Raw genomic sequence first — 17,961 nt, forward strand, 5'->3', positions numbered from 1 at the left:
GTTTACGTCATGGGGCAAACCAATAAACAGATCTTATGAATACGACCATGATGTGGACACTGATTTTTGGGGCATTCTTTGCCTGCGTACAAGAAGATGACCTTTCAGGCCCCCTACCTGTTGGATCATGGGTTCATTCTGAACGCATACCACAGGGATTTACGCTGGAAAAGGTTTCAGATATTCCTTCCAACACCTATGGCTACCGGTTCCTGCCCAATGGTAAAATGATCAACCGTACACAAAGTGGATGGTGTGCCACACCACCCATCGTCACCCAAGATTATGAAGGAAGTTGGCAATTAGACGGAGATATTTTAACGTGGGAATCTCCATTTTGGGGAGGCACCGAAATCCAGGAATGGAAAATTACCCCTAATGCCCAGAATCAACTACAAGTAGAAGTCATCCGAAGGGATTTCGTATACACCATTTAGAAGGGTGCAGAAATTGCATTTTTGATCCGGGTATAAAGCAAGTCAACTTGGGACATCGATCACCGAAAAAAATCCTAGGGCCTTCCCTAAACCGTAAATTGCTTCATTCCTTCCCTGCTATCCGATCGACCAAAAGCGCAATGGCTCCATCTCCCGTAACATTGCAGGCTGTTCCAAAACTGTCCATAGCGATGTAAAGGGCAATCATTAGCCCAGTCATTTCTTCGTTGAAACCAAGCATCGTTTGCAGCAGGCCAATAGCTGCCATGATCGCACCACCCGGGACACCTGGGGCAGCAACCATTGCTATACCAAGCATCGGTATGAACCCCCCAAAAACGCCTAGGCCATTTGGCATACCCTCCAAAACCATCAACGCAAATGCGCAGGCGGTAATCTTCATGATGCTGCCCGAAAGATGTATCGTGGCACAAAGCGGGATAACAAATCCCGCTACCTTGTCCGAAACCCCCAGCTTTCCTGCCTGTAGCAAAGTAACAGGAATGGTAGCTGCTGAGGATTGGGTTCCTAACGCGGTAAAATAAGCTGGCATCATCGTCACTAATAAACGAAGGGGATTTTTTTGTACCACCACACCTGCTATCAGATACTGAAGTAGCAACAGCAGCACATGCATGACAAAGATAACCCCGGCAATATTTAGAAAAACGGTCAAAATACCAAACACCCTACCGGTAAATGCCATCTCTGCAAATATTCCCAATATAAAAAGAGGAAGGAGCGGAACGATCACCCGTTCAATCAGTTGCATAATGATTTTTTGAAAATCTACCACGACCGCCTTTAGCCTGGATCCAGTCTGAAAAGACAAACCCAACCCAACAATAAACGACAATGCCAAGGCCGACATGACGTCTATGACTGGCGGGATGGCAATGGAAAAATAGGAGGCTAACTCCGGGGTAGGATCGGTAATCGCCTCCGATGCACTGATATGGGATTCCAGTAAGGGAGGAAAGACAGCGGAGGCTATGCCATAGGTAGAAAAGCCAGAAAAAAGGGTGAAGCCATATGCAATTCCGGTAGTGTATAACAGCATCTTTCCAGCTCCTCTACCCAGATCGGCTATGGCCGGCATTATCAACCCCAAAATGATCAACGGAATGGCAAATCCCAAAAACTGACCGAAAAGCGTATTGAATGTTGCAAAAATCCGGTTCACAGATTCGGGAAGATAAGTACCAAACACGATTCCCAAAATAATGGCAACCAGTACTTTGAATAGCAAGCTGGAAAACAGACGGGTCATTCCTTTTTCAATTTTCGGCCAAAACGCAGGAAACCTTATCCCGCAAAACACTCGCTAAGTTACAAGGAAAGCAGCTGATGTCGCTGTATCGACAGATTAATTTTAAGAAATCGCCTAGGGGTATGATATATTGGAATTTAAGTGAACTCATGTATGAATTTCTAGAATCCCGCACTTAGGCAGTGTCAGGATCTGAAGAAATAAAATTTTTCGAATTTTTTTCATTTTAATTTCAAGCCTAAAAAATCGCTAATCAAAGGAAGTGTACCAAAAATGTCACTTAAACAACTATCACAAAAAGAGATTTAATTACCAATTATCAAATTGGATGAATAAAAAATTCGAATTACCGTAATCGAAAAATTAAAAAATTCCCAAAACACCAATACCAACCATACAACAAGTACCCTCGTATACCACGAATGATTTTGTGAATTGCGTTTTATTATTGGTAATTTTTCGACGAAATTAAAACTTTTCAATTTTATAGAATTTTATTCGGAATTTAATATGTGTGGAATTGTCGCATACACAGGACAAAGGGAGGCCTATCCCGTGATTTTAAAAGGGCTAAAACGATTGGAATACCGTGGCTATGATAGTGCTGGAGTAGCCCTATCTGAAGGAATCGGTCTTTCGGTATACAAAAAAAAGGGAAAAGTAAGCCAATTAGAAGAATCCCTGATCGGAAAACAGCTGAATGCCCTGTCTGGGATTGGCCACACACGCTGGGCCACGCATGGGGAGCCTTCTGACCGAAACGCCCATCCCCACCGGTCCTCAAACGGAAAGTTGGCATTGGTTCACAACGGCATCATCGAAAACTACGCCTCTCTGAAGCGGGAGTTGGTAAACAAAGGCTATTCCTTTGAAAGTGATACCGATACAGAGGTTCTATTGAAATTCATCGAGGACATTTTCAACCATCAGAGCGAGTCCTTGGAAGAGGCTGTACGAATCGCCCTGCGTCGTGTGGTAGGGGCCTATGTCATTATCCTGCTAAACGAAGATGAGCCCGGCACATTAATTGCCGCCAGAAAAGGAAGCCCCTTGGTTATAGGCATCGGCAAAGGAGAACACTTTTTGGCCTCCGATGCCTCGCCCATTATCGAATACACCAAGGAAGTCGTTTATATAAACGACTACGAAATTGCGATTGTCAAGCCCGAAGAATTAATCCTGAAAAACTTGGGAAATGACAAAGTAACCCCTTTTATCACCCAGTTGGACATGGAATTGGCTGCGATAGAAAAAGGGGGATACACCCACTTCATGCTAAAGGAAATTTTTGAGCAGCCAACCACTGTCTTCGATTGCCTGCGTGGTAGACTCGATGCGAAAGAAGGCACGATTACTATGGGGGGTGTGGATCCCCACTTGGATAAACTAACCAATGCAAACCGTATCATCATGTTGGCTTGTGGCACCTCCTGGCACGCAGGGTTGGTGGCAGAATACGTTTTCGAAGAACTCTGTCGGATTCCCGTAGAGGTGGAATACGCTTCGGAATTTCGATACCGCAATCCTGTAATAAAGGAAGGTGATATAATCATGGCAATTTCCCAAAGCGGTGAGACAGCCGATACCCTGGTAGCGATGGATATGGCAAAAAAACAGGGTGCTTTTCTCTTTGGCGTCGTCAATGTGGTAGGTTCCAGCATTTCCAGAATGTCTCATGCAGGTACCTATACCCACGCCGGACCAGAGATTGGGGTTGCTTCGACCAAGGCATTTACCGCTCAACTGACCGTACTTATGATGATCGCCATGAAAGTTGCCTATGCCAAAGGCACGATTGATCAAAAGCGTTACCTTCACTTGATCAGAGAGCTGGATTCAGTTCCCGGTAAGATTGAGGTCATTCTGGAAACCAACGAACAGCTAAAAAAGATTGCAGAACGATACAAAGATGCACGGGACTTTCTCTATCTGGGAAGGGGGTATAATTTCCCCATTGCACTGGAAGGTGCCCTGAAGCTAAAGGAAATCTCGTACATACATGCGGAGGGCTATCCTGCTGCCGAGATGAAGCACGGACCCATTGCCCTGGTGGAAGAAAAGCTTCCGGTGGTGTTTGTGGCTACCAAAGATGCCTACCACGACAAGATTATAAGCAACGCACAGGAAATCAAAGCGCGAAAAGGTAAGGTATTGGCAGTGATATCCGAAGGAGACGATGCCTTTGCGTCGCTGGCGGATGAAACACTTCCTGTGCCCGTAGCAGACGAACTTATAGCACCCCTTTTGACGGTCATCCCACTTCAATTACTGGCCTATTATATTGGAAATGCAAAAGGATTGGATGTGGACAAGCCCCGCAACTTGGCAAAGTCAGTCACCGTCGAATAACCTATTGTTAATGGAAGCGTCATCTTTTTTTACCCCATCCCTATGAATTTAATCAAACGATCACCTATACAGAGCCTAGGATACCACTTTATACCAGAAGCTTTTATCCCAGAGGAAAAGGACGAATACTACCTCAGAAACATCCAAAACAGGAGTGGCATTTCGTACCGACAATTGAATGCCATGGAAATTGAAATTCTGGTACGAAACCGTAATCAATCGGATGACTGGAACAAACTCCTAGTTTCAGATGATTTTAACCCCGAGCTAGTAAAAAACTGCAAGTTTTTCGGACTGGTTCGTATCGGAAAATTGGAACCTTGCTATCTCGAGTACCATAACCTCCGCATGCCAGTGGGCATCTACAACAGCACGATCATCAGTTGTGACTTGGGTGATAACGTAGTAATCGACAACGTGCACTACCTTTCCCACTACATCTTGGGCAACGAAGTAATTTTGGTGAATGTGAATGAAATGTCAACAACCAACTATGCGAAATTTGGGAATGGCATTGTCAAAGAGGGGGAAGACTCTGCCATACGGATTTGGCTCGAACTATGCAATGAAAATGGCGGGCGTAAAGTCATCCCATTCAGCGGCATGCTTCCGGGCGATGCCTGGATCTGGTCAAGATTTAGAACGGACAGAGTTCTCCAAGATAAATTGATTGAAATCACTCAAAACAGTTTCGATACACGCCGTGGATACTATGGAAAAGTGGGTGATCGATGCATCATCAAAAACTGCCTGATCATCAAAGATGTCTGGATAGGATCGGATGCCTACATCAAAGGAGCCAACAAACTAAAAAACTTGACTATCCATTCGAGCCCCGAGGCATCTTCTCAAGTCGGTGAAGGATGCGAACTCGTTAACGGCATCGTCAGCGAGGGTTGTCGCCTTTTCTATGGGGTCAAAGCCGTTCGCTTTGCCATGGCTTCCCACAGTCAGCTTAAATACGGTGCACGCCTGATCAACTCCTATTTGGGCAATAATTCGACCATTTCCTGTTGTGAGGTATTAAATTCCCTGATTTTTCCTAGTCACGAACAGCACCACAACAACTCCTTTTTGTGCGCATCTCTTTTACAAGGCCAGTCTAATATGGCCGCAGGAGCCACGGTCGGTTCCAACCATAACTCCCGGGGAGCAGATGGGGAGTTTATCGCCGGAAGGGGTTTCTGGCCGGGCCTTTGTGTCAGCGTGAAGCATAATTCCCGCTTTGCTACTTTCAATATCCTTGCCAAAGGGGATTACCCCGCAGAGTTGGATATTCCCCTTCCTTTTTCCCTGATCAGTCATCAGGTTCACCTTAACCGGGTTCAGGTAATGCCTGCGTATTGGTTTAAATTCAACCTCTATGCACTTGCCAGAAATGCTTGGAAATACCAGGAGCGTGATAAACGAACAGAAAAAGTCCAATGGTTGGAATTTGACTATCTTGCGCCAGACAGTGTACAGGAAATGGTCGATGCGCTTCCGATTCTAGAAACGGCCATTGGCAAAGCTTTTTTAGCAGAAGATCTGGATCCTCGTAGCTATGTGTTCCAGCATGCCGGAGAACTGGGCAGACAGCTACTACAGGCAAGGGACCCTCGCATCGAATCCCTCTTCGTTACAGTGGATGGTTGGGAAAACAGCAAACGACCAATTGAACTGACAAAGGTTCCCGATGCCTGGCGCATATTTAATCGAATGATCGCATTTCATGCGGTAAAATGCACCATGGACTGTTCCGAGATCGAAGATTTCCAACGCTGGGAAAATGTCGGAAACCTGCTCCCAAAAGTTTTCGGAAAATGGCGGTGGAAAAATGTGGGAGGCCAATTGATGCCTGAAGCAACCCTCACTAAACTCATCGAAGAGATCAAATCCCCACAGGTAACCTCCTGGCCGGAAGTTCATGCGCTGTACACGACAGCGGCTTTGTCCTATACCACCTGGAAATGTGCCCACGGTCTTCAGTGCCTTTTCGAAGCCCGAAAAGTGGTGAGGGAGAACTTTGGTCAAACGGAATGGGTAGAGGTATTGCAAGAAGCTGTTGAAACGCGTAGATGGCTGTCCGAGCAAACTTTTCTCTCCCGGCAAAAGGACTATCAAAACCGGTTCAGAAACATGGTTTACGATAGCCTAGAGGAGCGGGACTTGATCTTGGGCACCGTAGAGGGCAATGCCTTTATTCAGGAGGAAAAACTTGAATGCGAAGCATTTATAAAAAAGATGGAAAAAGTCCTTAAAAATTCGGTTCGTGTTTAATGTCGAAAAACCGACCATTCTAGTGCCAAGGACGAACTAAACGGAATCTGATTACTTGGCTAGTTGCTGCTTGATCTCGCGAATACGCTCCTTGATGGTAATCTGACCGAAGTCTATCGGATCGGTGACCGCATTCAAAAAATCCGCTACAGCACCCGCATGCGGGGTAGACTTGCCGTCCGCCATGGCTACATAGCGCATGGTAGTCCACATGAGCGTCTTAAGCTCTTCCTTACTATCATCGGTCATATAATATTCCACCAACACAGTCTGATGGTCGTGCCATACAACCCTGCTCATGATCCGTACCCATTCACCAACTTTGGCAGGGCGTATGTAGGAGATATTGTGGTTATAGATGACCCATGCTGCCTTGTATTTGCGGATAAAATCAATCATTTCCACGCCGTATAGCTTGGGAACCTGATCTTCCCTGGCATTGAAGAAATAATCGAAATACTTGGCGTTGTTTAGGTGCTGCAGCGGATCGCAATCCTGAAAGCGGATAACCACCCTGCTTTCTGTTTCTTTGGGATAATGCCTTTCCGGATCAAATTCAAACATGAAGAATATTTTTAAAGATAAATAAGCCCTACAAAGATATATGATTTATATCATGGTTACTTTCTGGAATATTGCTTAAATTAACGTCTTACGCAAATTAACCCACAAAGATCATGAAAATCTTGGTTCCAACGGATCTATCAGAAAACGCCAAAAATGCGCTGGATTTTGCAAAGAAATATGCTCTGCTCCACAATGCGTCAATTACGTTATTGTATGCTTATTACGCTGTATACGACTTCGCCGCTCAAGCAGAGGAGATCGTTGCGGCCATCGAGGAAGATGCCAATAACGCACTTCGAGAAGAAATAAATGCCAATACCGATCCTCTATACATTGATTACAAAATCGTACAGGGAACCGTATCCAACAGTATCCATGCAATAGTGCTTTCCGGTGATTATGATTTGATTATCATGGGAACACAAGGAGCAAGCGGCATTAAAAAAGCATTAATTGGCTCCAATACGGCTACGGTGATAAAGGAAAGTCAGGTACCGGTTATTGCTGTCCCGGCAGGTGCGCAATTCGAATCCGTAAAATCCATCACCATTTCAGTAGAACTCTCCAATGAGGATGAAAAATTACTGAAAAAGGTCGCTAACCTGACGGAGAACTGGGATCTACCCTATACCATCCTGCATGTTTCAAAAAATGAGGATTTCAATAAAGAACTCTCTTTCAAAGGCCTGCAGGCTCATTTAAAAGAGTCCTATCCCGATGATGAATTTGAATTTATAAAAATAGCCTCTCCGGATTACGGCACAGGTGCAGAAAACTATTTACGTGAACAAAAGGAAACCATGATGGTGATGTTATCAAAAAACAAAACCTTTTTTGAATACCTGTTCAATAAAAGTCAAAGTGTGGCCTTTGCCTATCATACCCATGTCCCTTTGTTGGTAGTTAAGTAGAAGGGCATGCATGGGTGCAAATAAAGAAACTTACATGAGAGCAGTGTGCATTACCAATCCGGGTGGTCCCGACGTCTTGAAAGTGATGGAAAGGGAAATCCCCCAACCGGGGCCGCATGAGGTATTGATCCAAGTGGCTGCGGCGGGTGTGAACAGGCCCGACGTTTCCCAACGAAAGGGCAATTATCCGGCCCCGCCAGGGTCACCTGCAGACATCCCCGGCTTGGAGGTTTCCGGCACCATCGTGGCTGTGGGTGAAAACGTCAAACTCTGGGAGATCGGCGACCAAGTTTGTGCGCTACTAGCGGGTGGCGGCTATGCGGAGTATGCGGTAGCACCCGAAGAGCAATGTCTAATTATTCCTGAAGGCGTTAGCTTGCAAGAGGCGGCTTCCCTACCAGAAACCTTCTTCACCGTCTGGAACAATGTCTTTGATATTGGAAAGTTTTCGAAAGGCGAACGTGTACTTGTGCACGGAGGCAGCAGTGGAATTGGTGTGGCGGCCATACAGATGGTCAAAGCATTAGGTGGCAGCGTATTCGTAACTGCTGGTAGTGAGGAAAAATGTTCCTTTTGCAGGGAATTAGGTGCAGACCTGGCCATCAACTATCGGGAAACCAATTTTGAAAAGGCAATTGTGCAACATACCCAAGGCAAAGGGGTGGATATCGTGCTGGATATGGTGGGTGCTGCCTATACAGAGGCAAACATCAACCTGTTGGCGCCGGGAGGGCGCTTTATTATTATCAATGCCATGAAAGGCCGCATGGGTTCCGTAGACCTTATCCAAGTGATGAAAAAGCGGCTTACGTTGACCGGCTCCACCCTGCGGCCCCAGACACCTGCTTACAAAGGATTAATAGCCAAAGCTTTGATGTCAAAAATATGGCCATTCTTTCCAGATGAGATTAGGCCCTATATCTACCAGACCTTTCCTTTGGACGAGGCCGCAACTGCCCATGACCTGATGGAACAATCCCATCACATGGGCAAGATCCTCTTGGAAATCCCTTTTAAAACCTAAAAAACCGAAAGTTATGAGAAATCTTTATTTCCTACTTGCTTTGTATTGGGCTGTCTCCTGCTCTCCATCCATAGAAAGGGTGGAATTGGCCAAAGGCACCTATGTATTCGAACAAGCCAATGTAATTGACATTACCAACGGCTCGGTTTCTGTGAAACATGTAGTGGTAGAGGAAGATCAGATTACTCGCCTTCTAGATGGAACCACTGAATTTGACTGGACAGAAGCGACCGTTATTCCAGCCAAAGGAAAATTCCTGATGCCTGGATTGGCCGAGATGCATGCACATATTCCCTCACTGGAATGGGATGACCCGTTGATTGATGAGACGCTGTTTCTTTACTTATCCAACGGTGTGACCACTATAAGAGGCATGCTTGGAAACCCAGTACATTTGGCACTTAGGGAAAAGGCCAATAATCGGGAAATTATCAGTCCAAGGATTTATACCTCCAGCCCATCCCTAAACGGCACCACCGTCAGGACACCCGAAGAAGCGCAATCCAAAGTTAGTGCCTATGCGGATGAAGGATACGATTTCTTAAAACTTCACCCAGGAATCCGCATGCATGTATTTGACGCCATTGTGCAAACAGCGAATGAAAAAGGTATTCCTTATGCAGGACACGTATCCAACTTAGTGCGGATCAGGCATGCACTTGAAAGCAGCTACCATACCATCGACCATATAGATGGTTTCTTGGAAGGGCTAGTACCGGCAGAGGCAGGTGTAAACCCCATAGAGAACGGCTTTTTCGGATACAACTTCACCGATTTGACGGATACGGATAAAATCGGCGAGCTCGTTGCCCTAAGCAAAGAAAATAGCGTATGGGTGGTTCCCACTCAAGCCCTGTTCGATCGCTGGTTTTCCCCGACTCCAGTAGAGCAATTGGTCGAAGAACCTGAAATGAAATACATGAGCCCAGACACCCGTGCGGCGTGGACCAAGAGCAAAAAGGACCTGACCGAATCCGAGAGTTACGAAGCGGACAAATGGACACGGTTTAACGAGATCAGGTACAAACTTATCAAAGCCCTACACGAAAATGGAAAAGGCTTACTATTGGGTTCTGATGCACCTCAGGTATTTAACGTTCCTGGTTTTTCCATTCACCACGAGTTGCAAGGCATGCTGGACGCGGGATTAAGTTCCCTTGAAGCCTTACAGATAGGAACCATAAACCCAGCAACGTTTTTTAAAGGCAACTTTGGTCAAATAAAAGAGGGAATGGAGGCAGACCTTATTTTGACCGCAAAAAACCCACTAGACGATCTCAAGCATCTCCAAAATCCGGATGGAGTAATGGCCAGAGGGATTTGGCTGGACAAATCCACGATAGCCAAAAAACTAAACCAGATTGCTGAAAAATACCGGTAGCAGCAGCAGATGTCGGTTCTCCTCTCTGTACATCTATCCAATCGCTCATTTGTACCCTGTGGGGGCCTAAAGCATTGGATAGCCAACAACTGCACCAATAGAAAAAAGTCCGGCACCAAAGCGGTGACCGGACTTTTTGTACGGAATGAGAACTAATGATAAACCTGTGTCAGCTATCCAGCCAACCAGCTCAATATCATATATATTGGTTGAGAATATTTTCGTACATCTCTTGCTTTCCACTGATTTGCTTAGGCTCGCCGATTTCCAGGGCAAGGCTACGAAGGTCTTCTAAAGTAAGTTTTCCGTCCTCAAAGTCTTTGCCTTTGCCCGCATCGAAGGATGCGTAACGGGATTTCCTCATGTCAAGGTAAGGCGATTTTTCCATGATATCGTTTGCAATGATTAGACTACGTGCGAACGCATCCATACTGCCTACGTGTGCGTGGAATAGATCTTCCAAATCGGTGGAATTCCGACGTATCTTAGCATCAAAATTCACTCCGCCCGTGGTAAATCCCTCTCCTTGTAGGAGAACCAACATGGATTCCGTAAGCTCCTGTAGGTTGATCGCAAATTGATCCGTATCCCAGCCATTCTGATAGTCTCCACGATTAGCGTCTATGCTACCCAAAAGGCCTGCATCCTGTGCTACCTGTAGCTCGTGCTGAAAGGTATGCCCAGCCAGCGTTGCGTGGTTAACCTCTAGGTTTAATTTGAAATCTTTGTCCAATCCAAAGTGACGGAGGAAACCGATCACCGTTGCCGCATCGTAGTCATATTGGTGCTTGGTGGGTTCCATGGGCTTGGGCTCAATCAAAAAGGTACCTTTGAATCCCTGCTTGCGTGCATAGTCTCTAGCCATCGTTAAAAACTGGGCAAGGTGCTCTGTTTCCCTTTTCATGTCCGTGTTGAGCAAAGACATATAACCCTCTCTACCACCCCAAAACACGTAGTTTTCTCCTCCTAGTTTGATGGTCGCGTCAATGGAGTTTTTCACCTGTGTGGCCGCCCTAGTGACCACCTCAAAGTCAGGATTGGTAGCCGCACCGTTCATGTACCGTGGATTGCTGAAGACGTTTGCGGTTCCCCAAAGCAACTTGATGCCGGTTTCCTTTTGCTTTTCCAAAGCGTAGTCGGTGATTATCTGCATGCGGCGTTCGTATTCCGCTATGGTTTCTCCCTCATCAATTAGGTCAACGTCGTGAAAGCAATAAAAAGGTGCGCCAATCTTTCCGATAAACTCAAAGGCCGCATCCATTTTATCTTTAGCCCGCTGAACGGCATCCTCGGATTTGTCCCACTCCCTTAGGATGGTTCCAGGCCCAAAGGGATCATTTCCAGTACCACAGAAGGAATGCCAGTAGGCAATGGCAAAACGAAAATGTTCCTTCATGGTCTTTCCCGCGATCACACGGCTTTCATCATAATATTTAAAAGACAACAGGTTCTTCGAATCCCTTCCCTCGTATTTGATCTTTTCGATGTTTGGAAAATAGGTTTTTGACATGTTACAACTGGTTTTGATTATTATCGTTTAGGTTTAAATAAGTTTACAAATTTTTCAAACGCCTTTCCCAGACGTGGTAGGCTTCCGCATAGGCGTCGATCAGTACCGCCCTAGGCTCCAGATCGGTTACTTTTTCAAGCCCAACAAAGGCCTCTTTTGCGCTATCGTAATATCCCGTACCGATTCCGGCACCCCTTGCTGCGCCCTGCGCACCATCGGTATTGTACAGTTCCAATACCACCTCATTCATGTTGACAAATGCCTCCCGGAAAACCGGGCTTAAAAACATGTTAGCCTTTCCTGCTTTGACGGTTTTTAAGTTCAGACCCATACCTTTCATGATATTAAAGCCAAAGGTCAATGCGCTCACAATCCCCTCCTGTCCTGCCCGAAGCACATGGCGTTTATCATGCTTCAGGAGATTCAGGCCTTGCAGATGCGCATCTACTTGTCGATTTTCCATTATCCGCTCAGCACCGTTTCCAAACGGTATAAAGCTAAGTCCCTCAGAGCCAATAGGCACTTCGGCGGCCAAGGCATTCATTTGATCGTAGCTAATGGAAGCCCCCCCTATCAACCGCTTGATCCAGCTATTCAATATTCCGGTGCCATTTACGCAGAGCAATACCCCATACCTAGGATCTTTCTTCTGGTGATTCACGTGCACGAACGTATTCACCCTACTGGCAGGGTCGTACACCGGACGGGGGCTAACCCCATACACGGTACCCGAGGTTCCCGCGGTGGTAGCCAGTTCCCCAGCCTCCAATACGTTCAAGGAAAACGCGTTATTGGGCTGGTCTCCTGCCCGATATGTGACCGGGATTCTGGATTCCAAGCCAAGAAGGGCCGAAGCAGCAGAACTAAGTCTTCCCTGGAAACTAAAGGAGGGAACAGCATCTGGAAGGACGGAAAGCGGGAGTCCGTAATAATCCAAAAGCCGTTGGGAAACGCCATTCTGAGGAAAATCCCAAAAAATGCCTTCGGATAGACCGGTTTCAGAGGTGAGAACTTCTCCGGTTAGCTTCATGGCGATGTAATCTCCAGGCAGCATGATTTTATCGACTCGGTCAAAATTCGCAGGCTCGTGTTCCTTTACCCAGCGTAGTTTTGAAGCAGTAAAATTTCCCGGTGAATTTAGCAAGTGTTCTAAGCAATACGATTCGCCCATCTCCTGAAAGGCCTTGTTCCCGATCCCCACGGCACGGCTGTCGCACCAAATGATGGAAGGCCGGATAACCTCCCGTTGTTTATCAAGCATGACCAACCCGTGCATTTGATAGGAAATACCTATTCCCAAAACCTCTCCGGGTTTGATCGCCGCCTCCTGACGTATGAGAAGGGTGGTTTCCTGAATGTATTTCCACCAAGTAGCCGGATCCTGTTCAGCCCAACCTACTTGTGGAGATTCGATGACCATTTCCTCCCCCGGCCTCGTAGCAGATGCCACCACCGTACCCGTCTGAGCATTCAGCAGCGTCGTTTTTACCGATGAACTGCCAATATCGTATCCAATCAATAATTCTCTCATCATAAAAAAGGCTATTTTCTTACCAAAAAACAGTGTAAAGGGCTGCGAGGATTCCAGTTATCAATATAGCCCCAATTTTGAACTTGGTACTCGTTTTGAACAAATCCGGCGTAATCTCAATACTATTGGGATGGTCCTTTCCTTTACCCTCGTACAAACTCAACATCACAATGACCCCTGAAATGATCAAAAACACCACTCCCATTCGGTCAAGAAAAGGCAATCCAGGCGCCATAAACTTAAACAGGGTAGACAAAGGAATGGTAAGCGCAGCCGCAGTAAGCGCCGCATTGGAAGTTGTCTTTTTCCAGAAAAATCCGAAAATAAATATGGCAAACACCCCTGGAGAGACAAAACCGGTATATTCTTGAATATACTGAAACGCCTGATCCAACTGCCGCAACGCAGGGGCTACAAGCGCCGCAAGGAAAAAAGCCGCAACAGCCGTGATTCTACCTACACGAACCTGCTTCCGCTCACTGGCATGGGTATCAAAGAAACTCTTATAAATATCCAAGGTAAAGATGGTCGAGGTGCTATTGGCCATAGAGGCTAGAGAGGAAACGATTGCCGCAGTCAATGCCGCAAATGCAAGACCCTTCAGTCCAGTAGGCAACAACTGCAGCAAAGTGGGATACGCCCGGTCCGATTTGATAATTCCCGCCTCCGGATCCGTCATTGACTGAATAAACGAAGTGTCCATGCCCTCCCGAACAATTACATAAGCAGCTATTCCGGGGATAACGACGATAAGAGGCATTAGAAGTTTCAAAAAACCAGCAAATACCATTCCCTTCTGGGCTTCATTTAGCGATTTTGCCGCCAATGCACGTTGGGTAATGTATTGGTTGAAACCCCAATAATTTAGGTTTACGACCCACATCCCACCAATCAACACACTTAGGCCTGGCAAATCCAGGTAGGCATCCTTCTCACCGCCAGATCCATCAGGAATCATCATCTCTCCCTCGAAAATGATCATCTTAAAATGCGATGGGGCCTCCTTTATCAAAGATGCAAATCCACCCCAAACATCTCCTTCACCAACAATACTCAGTGCCAAATAGGTAGTAGCCAAACCACCGGCCACCAAGAAAAATACTTGGATAACATCTGTCCAAGCAACCGCTTTCAAACCTCCGTAAATGGAATAAAGCATGGCAAAAACCGCCAAACCGGCAATACCGTACGGCAAGGGAACACCCAGAATGGTATCCAAACTCAAAGCTCCTAAGTATAAAACCGATGTCAGGTTTACAAACACATACACTAACAACCAAAAAATTGCCATGGTAGTCCTAACCCGGCTGTCATACCGCTTAAGCAAAAACTGCGGCATGGTGCTGATTCCTTCCTTTAGATAAATAGGAAGGAAGAATATCGCTACAATGATCAAAGTCGCAGCAGCCATCCATTCATACGTAGAAATCGCCAGCCCCAACGCAAATCCTGAGCCTGACATGCCGATAAACTGCTCAGCAGAAATGTTAGATGCAATTAGCGAGGCTCCCACCGCCCACCAAGGAAGCGCCTTGGAAGCGAGGAAGTAGTCATTGGAGTCTTTTACGTGTCCTTTTTTTTCACGGGATACAAAATAGCCCATCAGAATAATTAAGAGACAGTACCCAATGAAGATGGTTAGGTCTAATGAGGTAAAGTTCATAAATGGTTTAAAATGGTTATAGGTTTAATTAGGTTTACAAAACAAACATTTCTTTGTGAAAATACGGCCTGCAATATAATGAAATAAGCCTTTACTGGAATAGGAATCCGAAAAGTAATGGAGCATAAAGGAAATTTATTGCCCTGTAATGCCCGTAATTTTGGGGCTGCGAAACGGATCTATTACCGTACAAACAACTACAGGTTTCCCAATCACACCTAATAGGCGATTCACAATCTGGGAATCTTGTTCGCTTGTATCAAATAATCATGAAGAGATAGACTACGTATAGATTTGTAAGCTAGATTTAGTATATTCCCTCTTAAAAACGTATCGCTACATGGGATTCACGAAGGTAGAGAACGCATCGGAGGAAGCTTTGGAAAATAGTTGGCGGCAATTTGCAGCTGAAAATGAGCTAAACGAAGCCGTAGTTCATATTCACGGTGATGTCGGTAATGATTTGGTGTGGTCCGCTTCATCGGGTGATACTAAGCCCTCTCAGCCCTATTTTTTGGGTGAGCTTTCAGATATGCATATGGCTGGCATATTGATAAAACTGAAAGCGAGAGGAAAAGTAGCTTTTGAAGACCCAATACAAAAATTTTTGCCAGATTCGCTGCAAAACACGATCGATCCTTGGTCGCAGGGCCATGTATTTCAACAAATAACGGTAGGGCAACTACTTACCCATACCTCGGGGCTTCCTGATCTATTCGATGCCACACCAGACAAATTGCCTTCTATACGCGAGTTGATGATCACCGGCAAAGACGGATTTGTCTTTTTAGAAAAGCATTTAGCAAATGTAGGTACCTTGAAACCTTTCTTTTCACCGGTAAATGCCAAAAAATCAGCGTATTCGTTTACCAATACGATATTATGTCAACTGGTTATCGAAAAAGTCACCGGCAAACTGTTGGAGACCGTCTTTCAAGAGTTGCAACATCGTCCGTTAGGATTTATGCAAACCTACCTCTACGCCGATCACCATGACCGGACGCCCAGCAATTTTTACCGCAGCGGCAAAAAGCTGTCTCTACCCCAACTAATGAGCTGCTTGGGTCATGCCGGCAGCATGGTTAGCTGTGCCAGCGACCAAATGGCTTTTATTCGGGCATTTTTTCATGGGCATCTGTTCCCGCCCGAGTATTCCGGACTGACACACCAATGGATTCCTGTAAACGGAACCATTAGCCGGGGCATAGGACTGGAAGAATACTGCCAAAAAAACTTTATAAATTTATTTCGTCGTGAGAATCCGTTAAGAGGTCTAACTTCCAGTACGGGGGCCTTTTCTTTGTATCACCCCGAAAAAAAACTTTTTTTCACCGGCACCACCAACCAATACCAACGGCCTGAATTAGCCAGGACACTGGTTTGGAAGTTGGCGAAGGCCATCCCCTAGTCGATCGCTAGTCAGGAAACGTCCACATCAAAGGCAGCCTGCCTGACCTTTCCATTAATCTTGACCTGTACCCAAATCCTATAGGAACCCGCTTCAGGAAATGCATAGGGAAAGCTCACGAGTTGATGTTCCTCGTGTTCGGGACTTTCTGGGGACAAATGCAGCATATCCCCCATCAATAGGCTATCCCGCTCGATATCAGGTAGACCTTCCAACCAAGCCAGCACCTGATCCACGCTATCCATAAACGTCATCCCTGAAGGTATGCCACGGTATCCTTGCTTTCGGGACTTAAAGCGCTCCACCATCATCTCCTGCGCTCCCATGGAGTAATTGCCCGTGGGATGCAGATGAATGTACACTGAGCCATCGTGCTTCATCACCACCGCATGGCCCATCATACCCAGATAGGGTTCCAATACCGCTGCATTAGCATCCGGGTCAAACAAGGCAAAAGTTAGGTTGTAAAGCCTGCCCGACTCGTATGTTGGAACGTCTGACTCCCATATGGCTTCGAATCCTTCTCCTAGCCCCACGCGAATACCTGGAATTCCACACAGCATGAAATCACTGTCCAATGTCCCCGACGCGGCGTTAATGGAATTAGTGACTAGGAACGAGTCGTCCCTACCCAGAACTGTACGCAGTGACGCAAATTCGACAAGCGATTGCTCCGGAATATGTAAATCTCCCACGATGGTTTCTGCAAACCCGGTGAACCGGGTGATATCTGCAAATACATGGTATTCGCCGGGTGGTAGATCAGGTATGGGTGTCCGAAAATGGAGGGAATCCAACCGTTCTGGATGCAGGTGGGCGAATACGTCCAGTCCTCCTTTTTTGATCAAAAACAGGTGCATAAGTTTTCCATGATCCGGAATCAGGTAGCTCATTTTGCGGGAAATGCCACCGTTTTGAAGTTCTTTTAGGTCAACCGTCAGATCCAAAAACAGGCCTTCACCGGAAGAAACTACCTTGACTTCGCCCTGAATCGGTTTATAGATATTTCGCTGGTATTTATCGGCCTCACTTTCCCACCATACTTTGCCTCCCCACAGGATTAGCAACATAGTCAGTGTTCCAACGGAAAGACCCACCCATTTTCTCTTCGAAGACACAGGGCTCGCATCTCCCGCCGGCCTCAGGCTCTCTCCCACTGCTGCCATCACGATGGTTACCATCAACACCACCAAAAAAAGGCCCAACGCCGACAATACGACCCCCAATCCAAGAGGCATCTCCTTTTGGGCGGTTGGCATTGCTAAGATAGGGATCGTGGCCTCGTATAGCTGCCCCCCTTCCGTCATTATCAACTGCACACTGGACGCACCAGAACCCATAAACCAGAGATCGAGTTGGTACTTGCCCGGCTCTCCTTTAACTGCCAGCAATGGGTCTGAACTCGGCGTGCCGTCTAAACCCACCGACCAATAAACCGGCTTCGCCTCCAAGGAGATACCGGAAGGGTTTTCAGGAAGAATCACCGTAACCAATGCGATACCCGGTATCACATCCGGAGGCTCTATGTGGGCCAACATTCTATGATTTCCCAAAAGCCCTTCATACACGACTCCGGGACTGCCTACGTGTCCACTGTTCAGAAAAAAGATGAGCAGCCAAACCAAACTCGAATACCAAAACTTCTTCATGC

General features: G+C 46.3%; 13 protein-coding genes. 7 read left to right on the forward strand and 6 right to left on the reverse strand.

Annotation, left to right across the window (positions count from 1 at the left end):
• Window positions 1–35: 35 nt before the first annotated feature.
• Complete coding sequence (locus IAQ59_RS00735) at window positions 36–437, forward strand: hypothetical protein (protein ID WP_209328850.1); 402 nt, start codon at window positions 36–38, stop codon at window positions 435–437.
• A 103-nt stretch (window positions 438–540) separates the two neighbouring features.
• Here the strand turns inward: IAQ59_RS00735 and IAQ59_RS00740 are convergent, their stop codons facing one another.
• Entirely contained in the window at window positions 541–1,707 is a 1,167-nt protein-coding gene (locus IAQ59_RS00740) for a dicarboxylate/amino acid:cation symporter (protein ID WP_209328851.1), read from the reverse strand.
• Window positions 1,708–2,217: 510 nt separating this feature from the next.
• On the opposite strand from IAQ59_RS00740, the gene glmS reads away from it, so the two are divergent.
• Together glmS and IAQ59_RS00750 are read left to right on the forward strand one after the other, a co-directional pair.
• Window positions 2,218–4,056 (forward strand): glutamine--fructose-6-phosphate transaminase (isomerizing), encoded by a 1,839-nt coding sequence (gene glmS, locus IAQ59_RS00745; protein ID WP_209328852.1) that lies wholly within the window; start codon window positions 2,218–2,220, stop codon window positions 4,054–4,056.
• 42 nt (window positions 4,057–4,098) lie between these two features.
• On the forward strand, window positions 4,099–6,315 hold the full coding sequence (locus tag IAQ59_RS00750) for a DUF4954 family protein (RefSeq protein WP_209328853.1): 2,217 nt from the start codon (window positions 4,099–4,101) through the stop codon (window positions 6,313–6,315).
• Window positions 6,316–6,366: 51 nt separating this feature from the next.
• On the opposite strand, the gene IAQ59_RS00755 is transcribed toward IAQ59_RS00750, so the two are convergent.
• Complete coding sequence (locus tag IAQ59_RS00755; RefSeq protein ID WP_209328854.1) at window positions 6,367–6,879, reverse strand: acyl-CoA thioesterase; 513 nt, start codon at window positions 6,877–6,879, stop codon at window positions 6,367–6,369.
• Between the two features lie 113 nt (window positions 6,880–6,992).
• Between IAQ59_RS00755 and IAQ59_RS00760 the strand changes: the two genes are divergently transcribed.
• Genes IAQ59_RS00760 through IAQ59_RS00770 form a run of 3 tightly spaced genes read left to right on the forward strand, consistent with a single transcriptional unit; the run spans window position 6,993 to window position 10,198 of the window.
• Window positions 6,993–7,793, forward strand: a complete 801-nt coding sequence (locus IAQ59_RS00760; protein ID WP_209328855.1) for a universal stress protein — start codon at window positions 6,993–6,995, stop codon at window positions 7,791–7,793.
• A 34-nt stretch (window positions 7,794–7,827) separates the two neighbouring features.
• Window positions 7,828–8,817, forward strand: a complete 990-nt coding sequence (locus tag IAQ59_RS00765) for an NAD(P)H-quinone oxidoreductase (protein ID WP_209328856.1) — start codon at window positions 7,828–7,830, stop codon at window positions 8,815–8,817.
• A 13-nt stretch (window positions 8,818–8,830) separates the two neighbouring features.
• Window positions 8,831–10,198, forward strand: a complete 1,368-nt coding sequence (locus IAQ59_RS00770) for an amidohydrolase family protein (protein WP_209328857.1) — start codon at window positions 8,831–8,833, stop codon at window positions 10,196–10,198.
• Window positions 10,199–10,394: 196 nt separating this feature from the next.
• On the opposite strand, the gene xylA is transcribed toward IAQ59_RS00770, so the two are convergent.
• The 3 genes from xylA to IAQ59_RS00785 are packed head-to-tail and all read right to left on the reverse strand — an operon-like array spanning window position 10,395 to window position 14,902.
• A complete protein-coding gene (gene xylA, locus IAQ59_RS00775) occupies window positions 10,395–11,708 on the reverse strand; it encodes a xylose isomerase (protein ID WP_209328858.1) in 1,314 nt (437 codons plus the stop codon).
• A 43-nt stretch (window positions 11,709–11,751) separates the two neighbouring features.
• Entirely contained in the window at window positions 11,752–13,239 is a 1,488-nt protein-coding gene (locus IAQ59_RS00780) for a xylulokinase (RefSeq protein ID WP_209329094.1), read from the reverse strand.
• Window positions 13,240–13,258: 19 nt separating this feature from the next.
• Window positions 13,259–14,902, reverse strand: coding sequence for a sodium/sugar symporter (locus tag IAQ59_RS00785; RefSeq protein ID WP_209328859.1), 1,644 nt, complete (start codon window positions 14,900–14,902; stop codon window positions 13,259–13,261).
• Window positions 14,903–15,242: 340 nt separating this feature from the next.
• On the opposite strand from IAQ59_RS00785, the gene IAQ59_RS00790 reads away from it, so the two are divergent.
• Complete coding sequence (locus IAQ59_RS00790; RefSeq protein WP_209328860.1) at window positions 15,243–16,310, forward strand: serine hydrolase domain-containing protein; 1,068 nt, start codon at window positions 15,243–15,245, stop codon at window positions 16,308–16,310.
• 11 nt (window positions 16,311–16,321) lie between these two features.
• Here the strand turns inward: IAQ59_RS00790 and IAQ59_RS00795 are convergent, their stop codons facing one another.
• Window positions 16,322–17,959: a hypothetical protein gene (locus IAQ59_RS00795; protein WP_245189337.1), complete on the reverse strand. Its 1,638-nt coding sequence runs from the start codon at window positions 17,957–17,959 to the stop codon at window positions 16,322–16,324.
• Between the last annotated feature and the right edge of the window lie 2 nt (window positions 17,960–17,961).

This window comes from Lunatimonas salinarum (assembly GCF_017811155.1).
GTDB lineage: Bacteria > Bacteroidota > Bacteroidia > Cytophagales > Cyclobacteriaceae > Lunatimonas > Lunatimonas salinarum.

What these genes read in the sequence shown, in the direction of transcription:
- IAQ59_RS00735 (WP_209328850.1), top strand. Translation starts at nt 36, where the DNA reads ATGAATACGACCATGATGTGGACACTGATTTTTGGGGCATTCTTTGCC.
- IAQ59_RS00740 (WP_209328851.1), bottom strand. Translation starts at nt 1,707, where the DNA reads ATGACCCGTCTGTTTTCCAGCTTGCTATTCAAAGTACTGGTTGCCATT.
- glmS (WP_209328852.1), top strand. Translation starts at nt 2,218, where the DNA reads ATGTGTGGAATTGTCGCATACACAGGACAAAGGGAGGCCTATCCCGTG.
- IAQ59_RS00750 (WP_209328853.1), top strand. Translation starts at nt 4,099, where the DNA reads ATGAATTTAATCAAACGATCACCTATACAGAGCCTAGGATACCACTTT.
- IAQ59_RS00755 (WP_209328854.1), bottom strand. Translation starts at nt 6,879, where the DNA reads ATGTTTGAATTTGATCCGGAAAGGCATTATCCCAAAGAAACAGAAAGC.
- IAQ59_RS00760 (WP_209328855.1), top strand. Translation starts at nt 6,993, where the DNA reads ATGAAAATCTTGGTTCCAACGGATCTATCAGAAAACGCCAAAAATGCG.
- IAQ59_RS00765 (WP_209328856.1), top strand. Translation starts at nt 7,828, where the DNA reads ATGAGAGCAGTGTGCATTACCAATCCGGGTGGTCCCGACGTCTTGAAA.
- IAQ59_RS00770 (WP_209328857.1), top strand. Translation starts at nt 8,831, where the DNA reads ATGAGAAATCTTTATTTCCTACTTGCTTTGTATTGGGCTGTCTCCTGC.
- xylA (WP_209328858.1), bottom strand. Translation starts at nt 11,708, where the DNA reads ATGTCAAAAACCTATTTTCCAAACATCGAAAAGATCAAATACGAGGGA.
- IAQ59_RS00780 (WP_209329094.1), bottom strand. Translation starts at nt 13,239, where the DNA reads ATGAGAGAATTATTGATTGGATACGATATTGGCAGTTCATCGGTAAAA.
- IAQ59_RS00785 (WP_209328859.1), bottom strand. Translation starts at nt 14,902, where the DNA reads ATGAACTTTACCTCATTAGACCTAACCATCTTCATTGGGTACTGTCTC.
- IAQ59_RS00790 (WP_209328860.1), top strand. Translation starts at nt 15,243, where the DNA reads ATGGGATTCACGAAGGTAGAGAACGCATCGGAGGAAGCTTTGGAAAAT.
- IAQ59_RS00795 (WP_245189337.1), bottom strand. Translation starts at nt 17,959, where the DNA reads ATGAAGAAGTTTTGGTATTCGAGTTTGGTTTGGCTGCTCATCTTTTTT.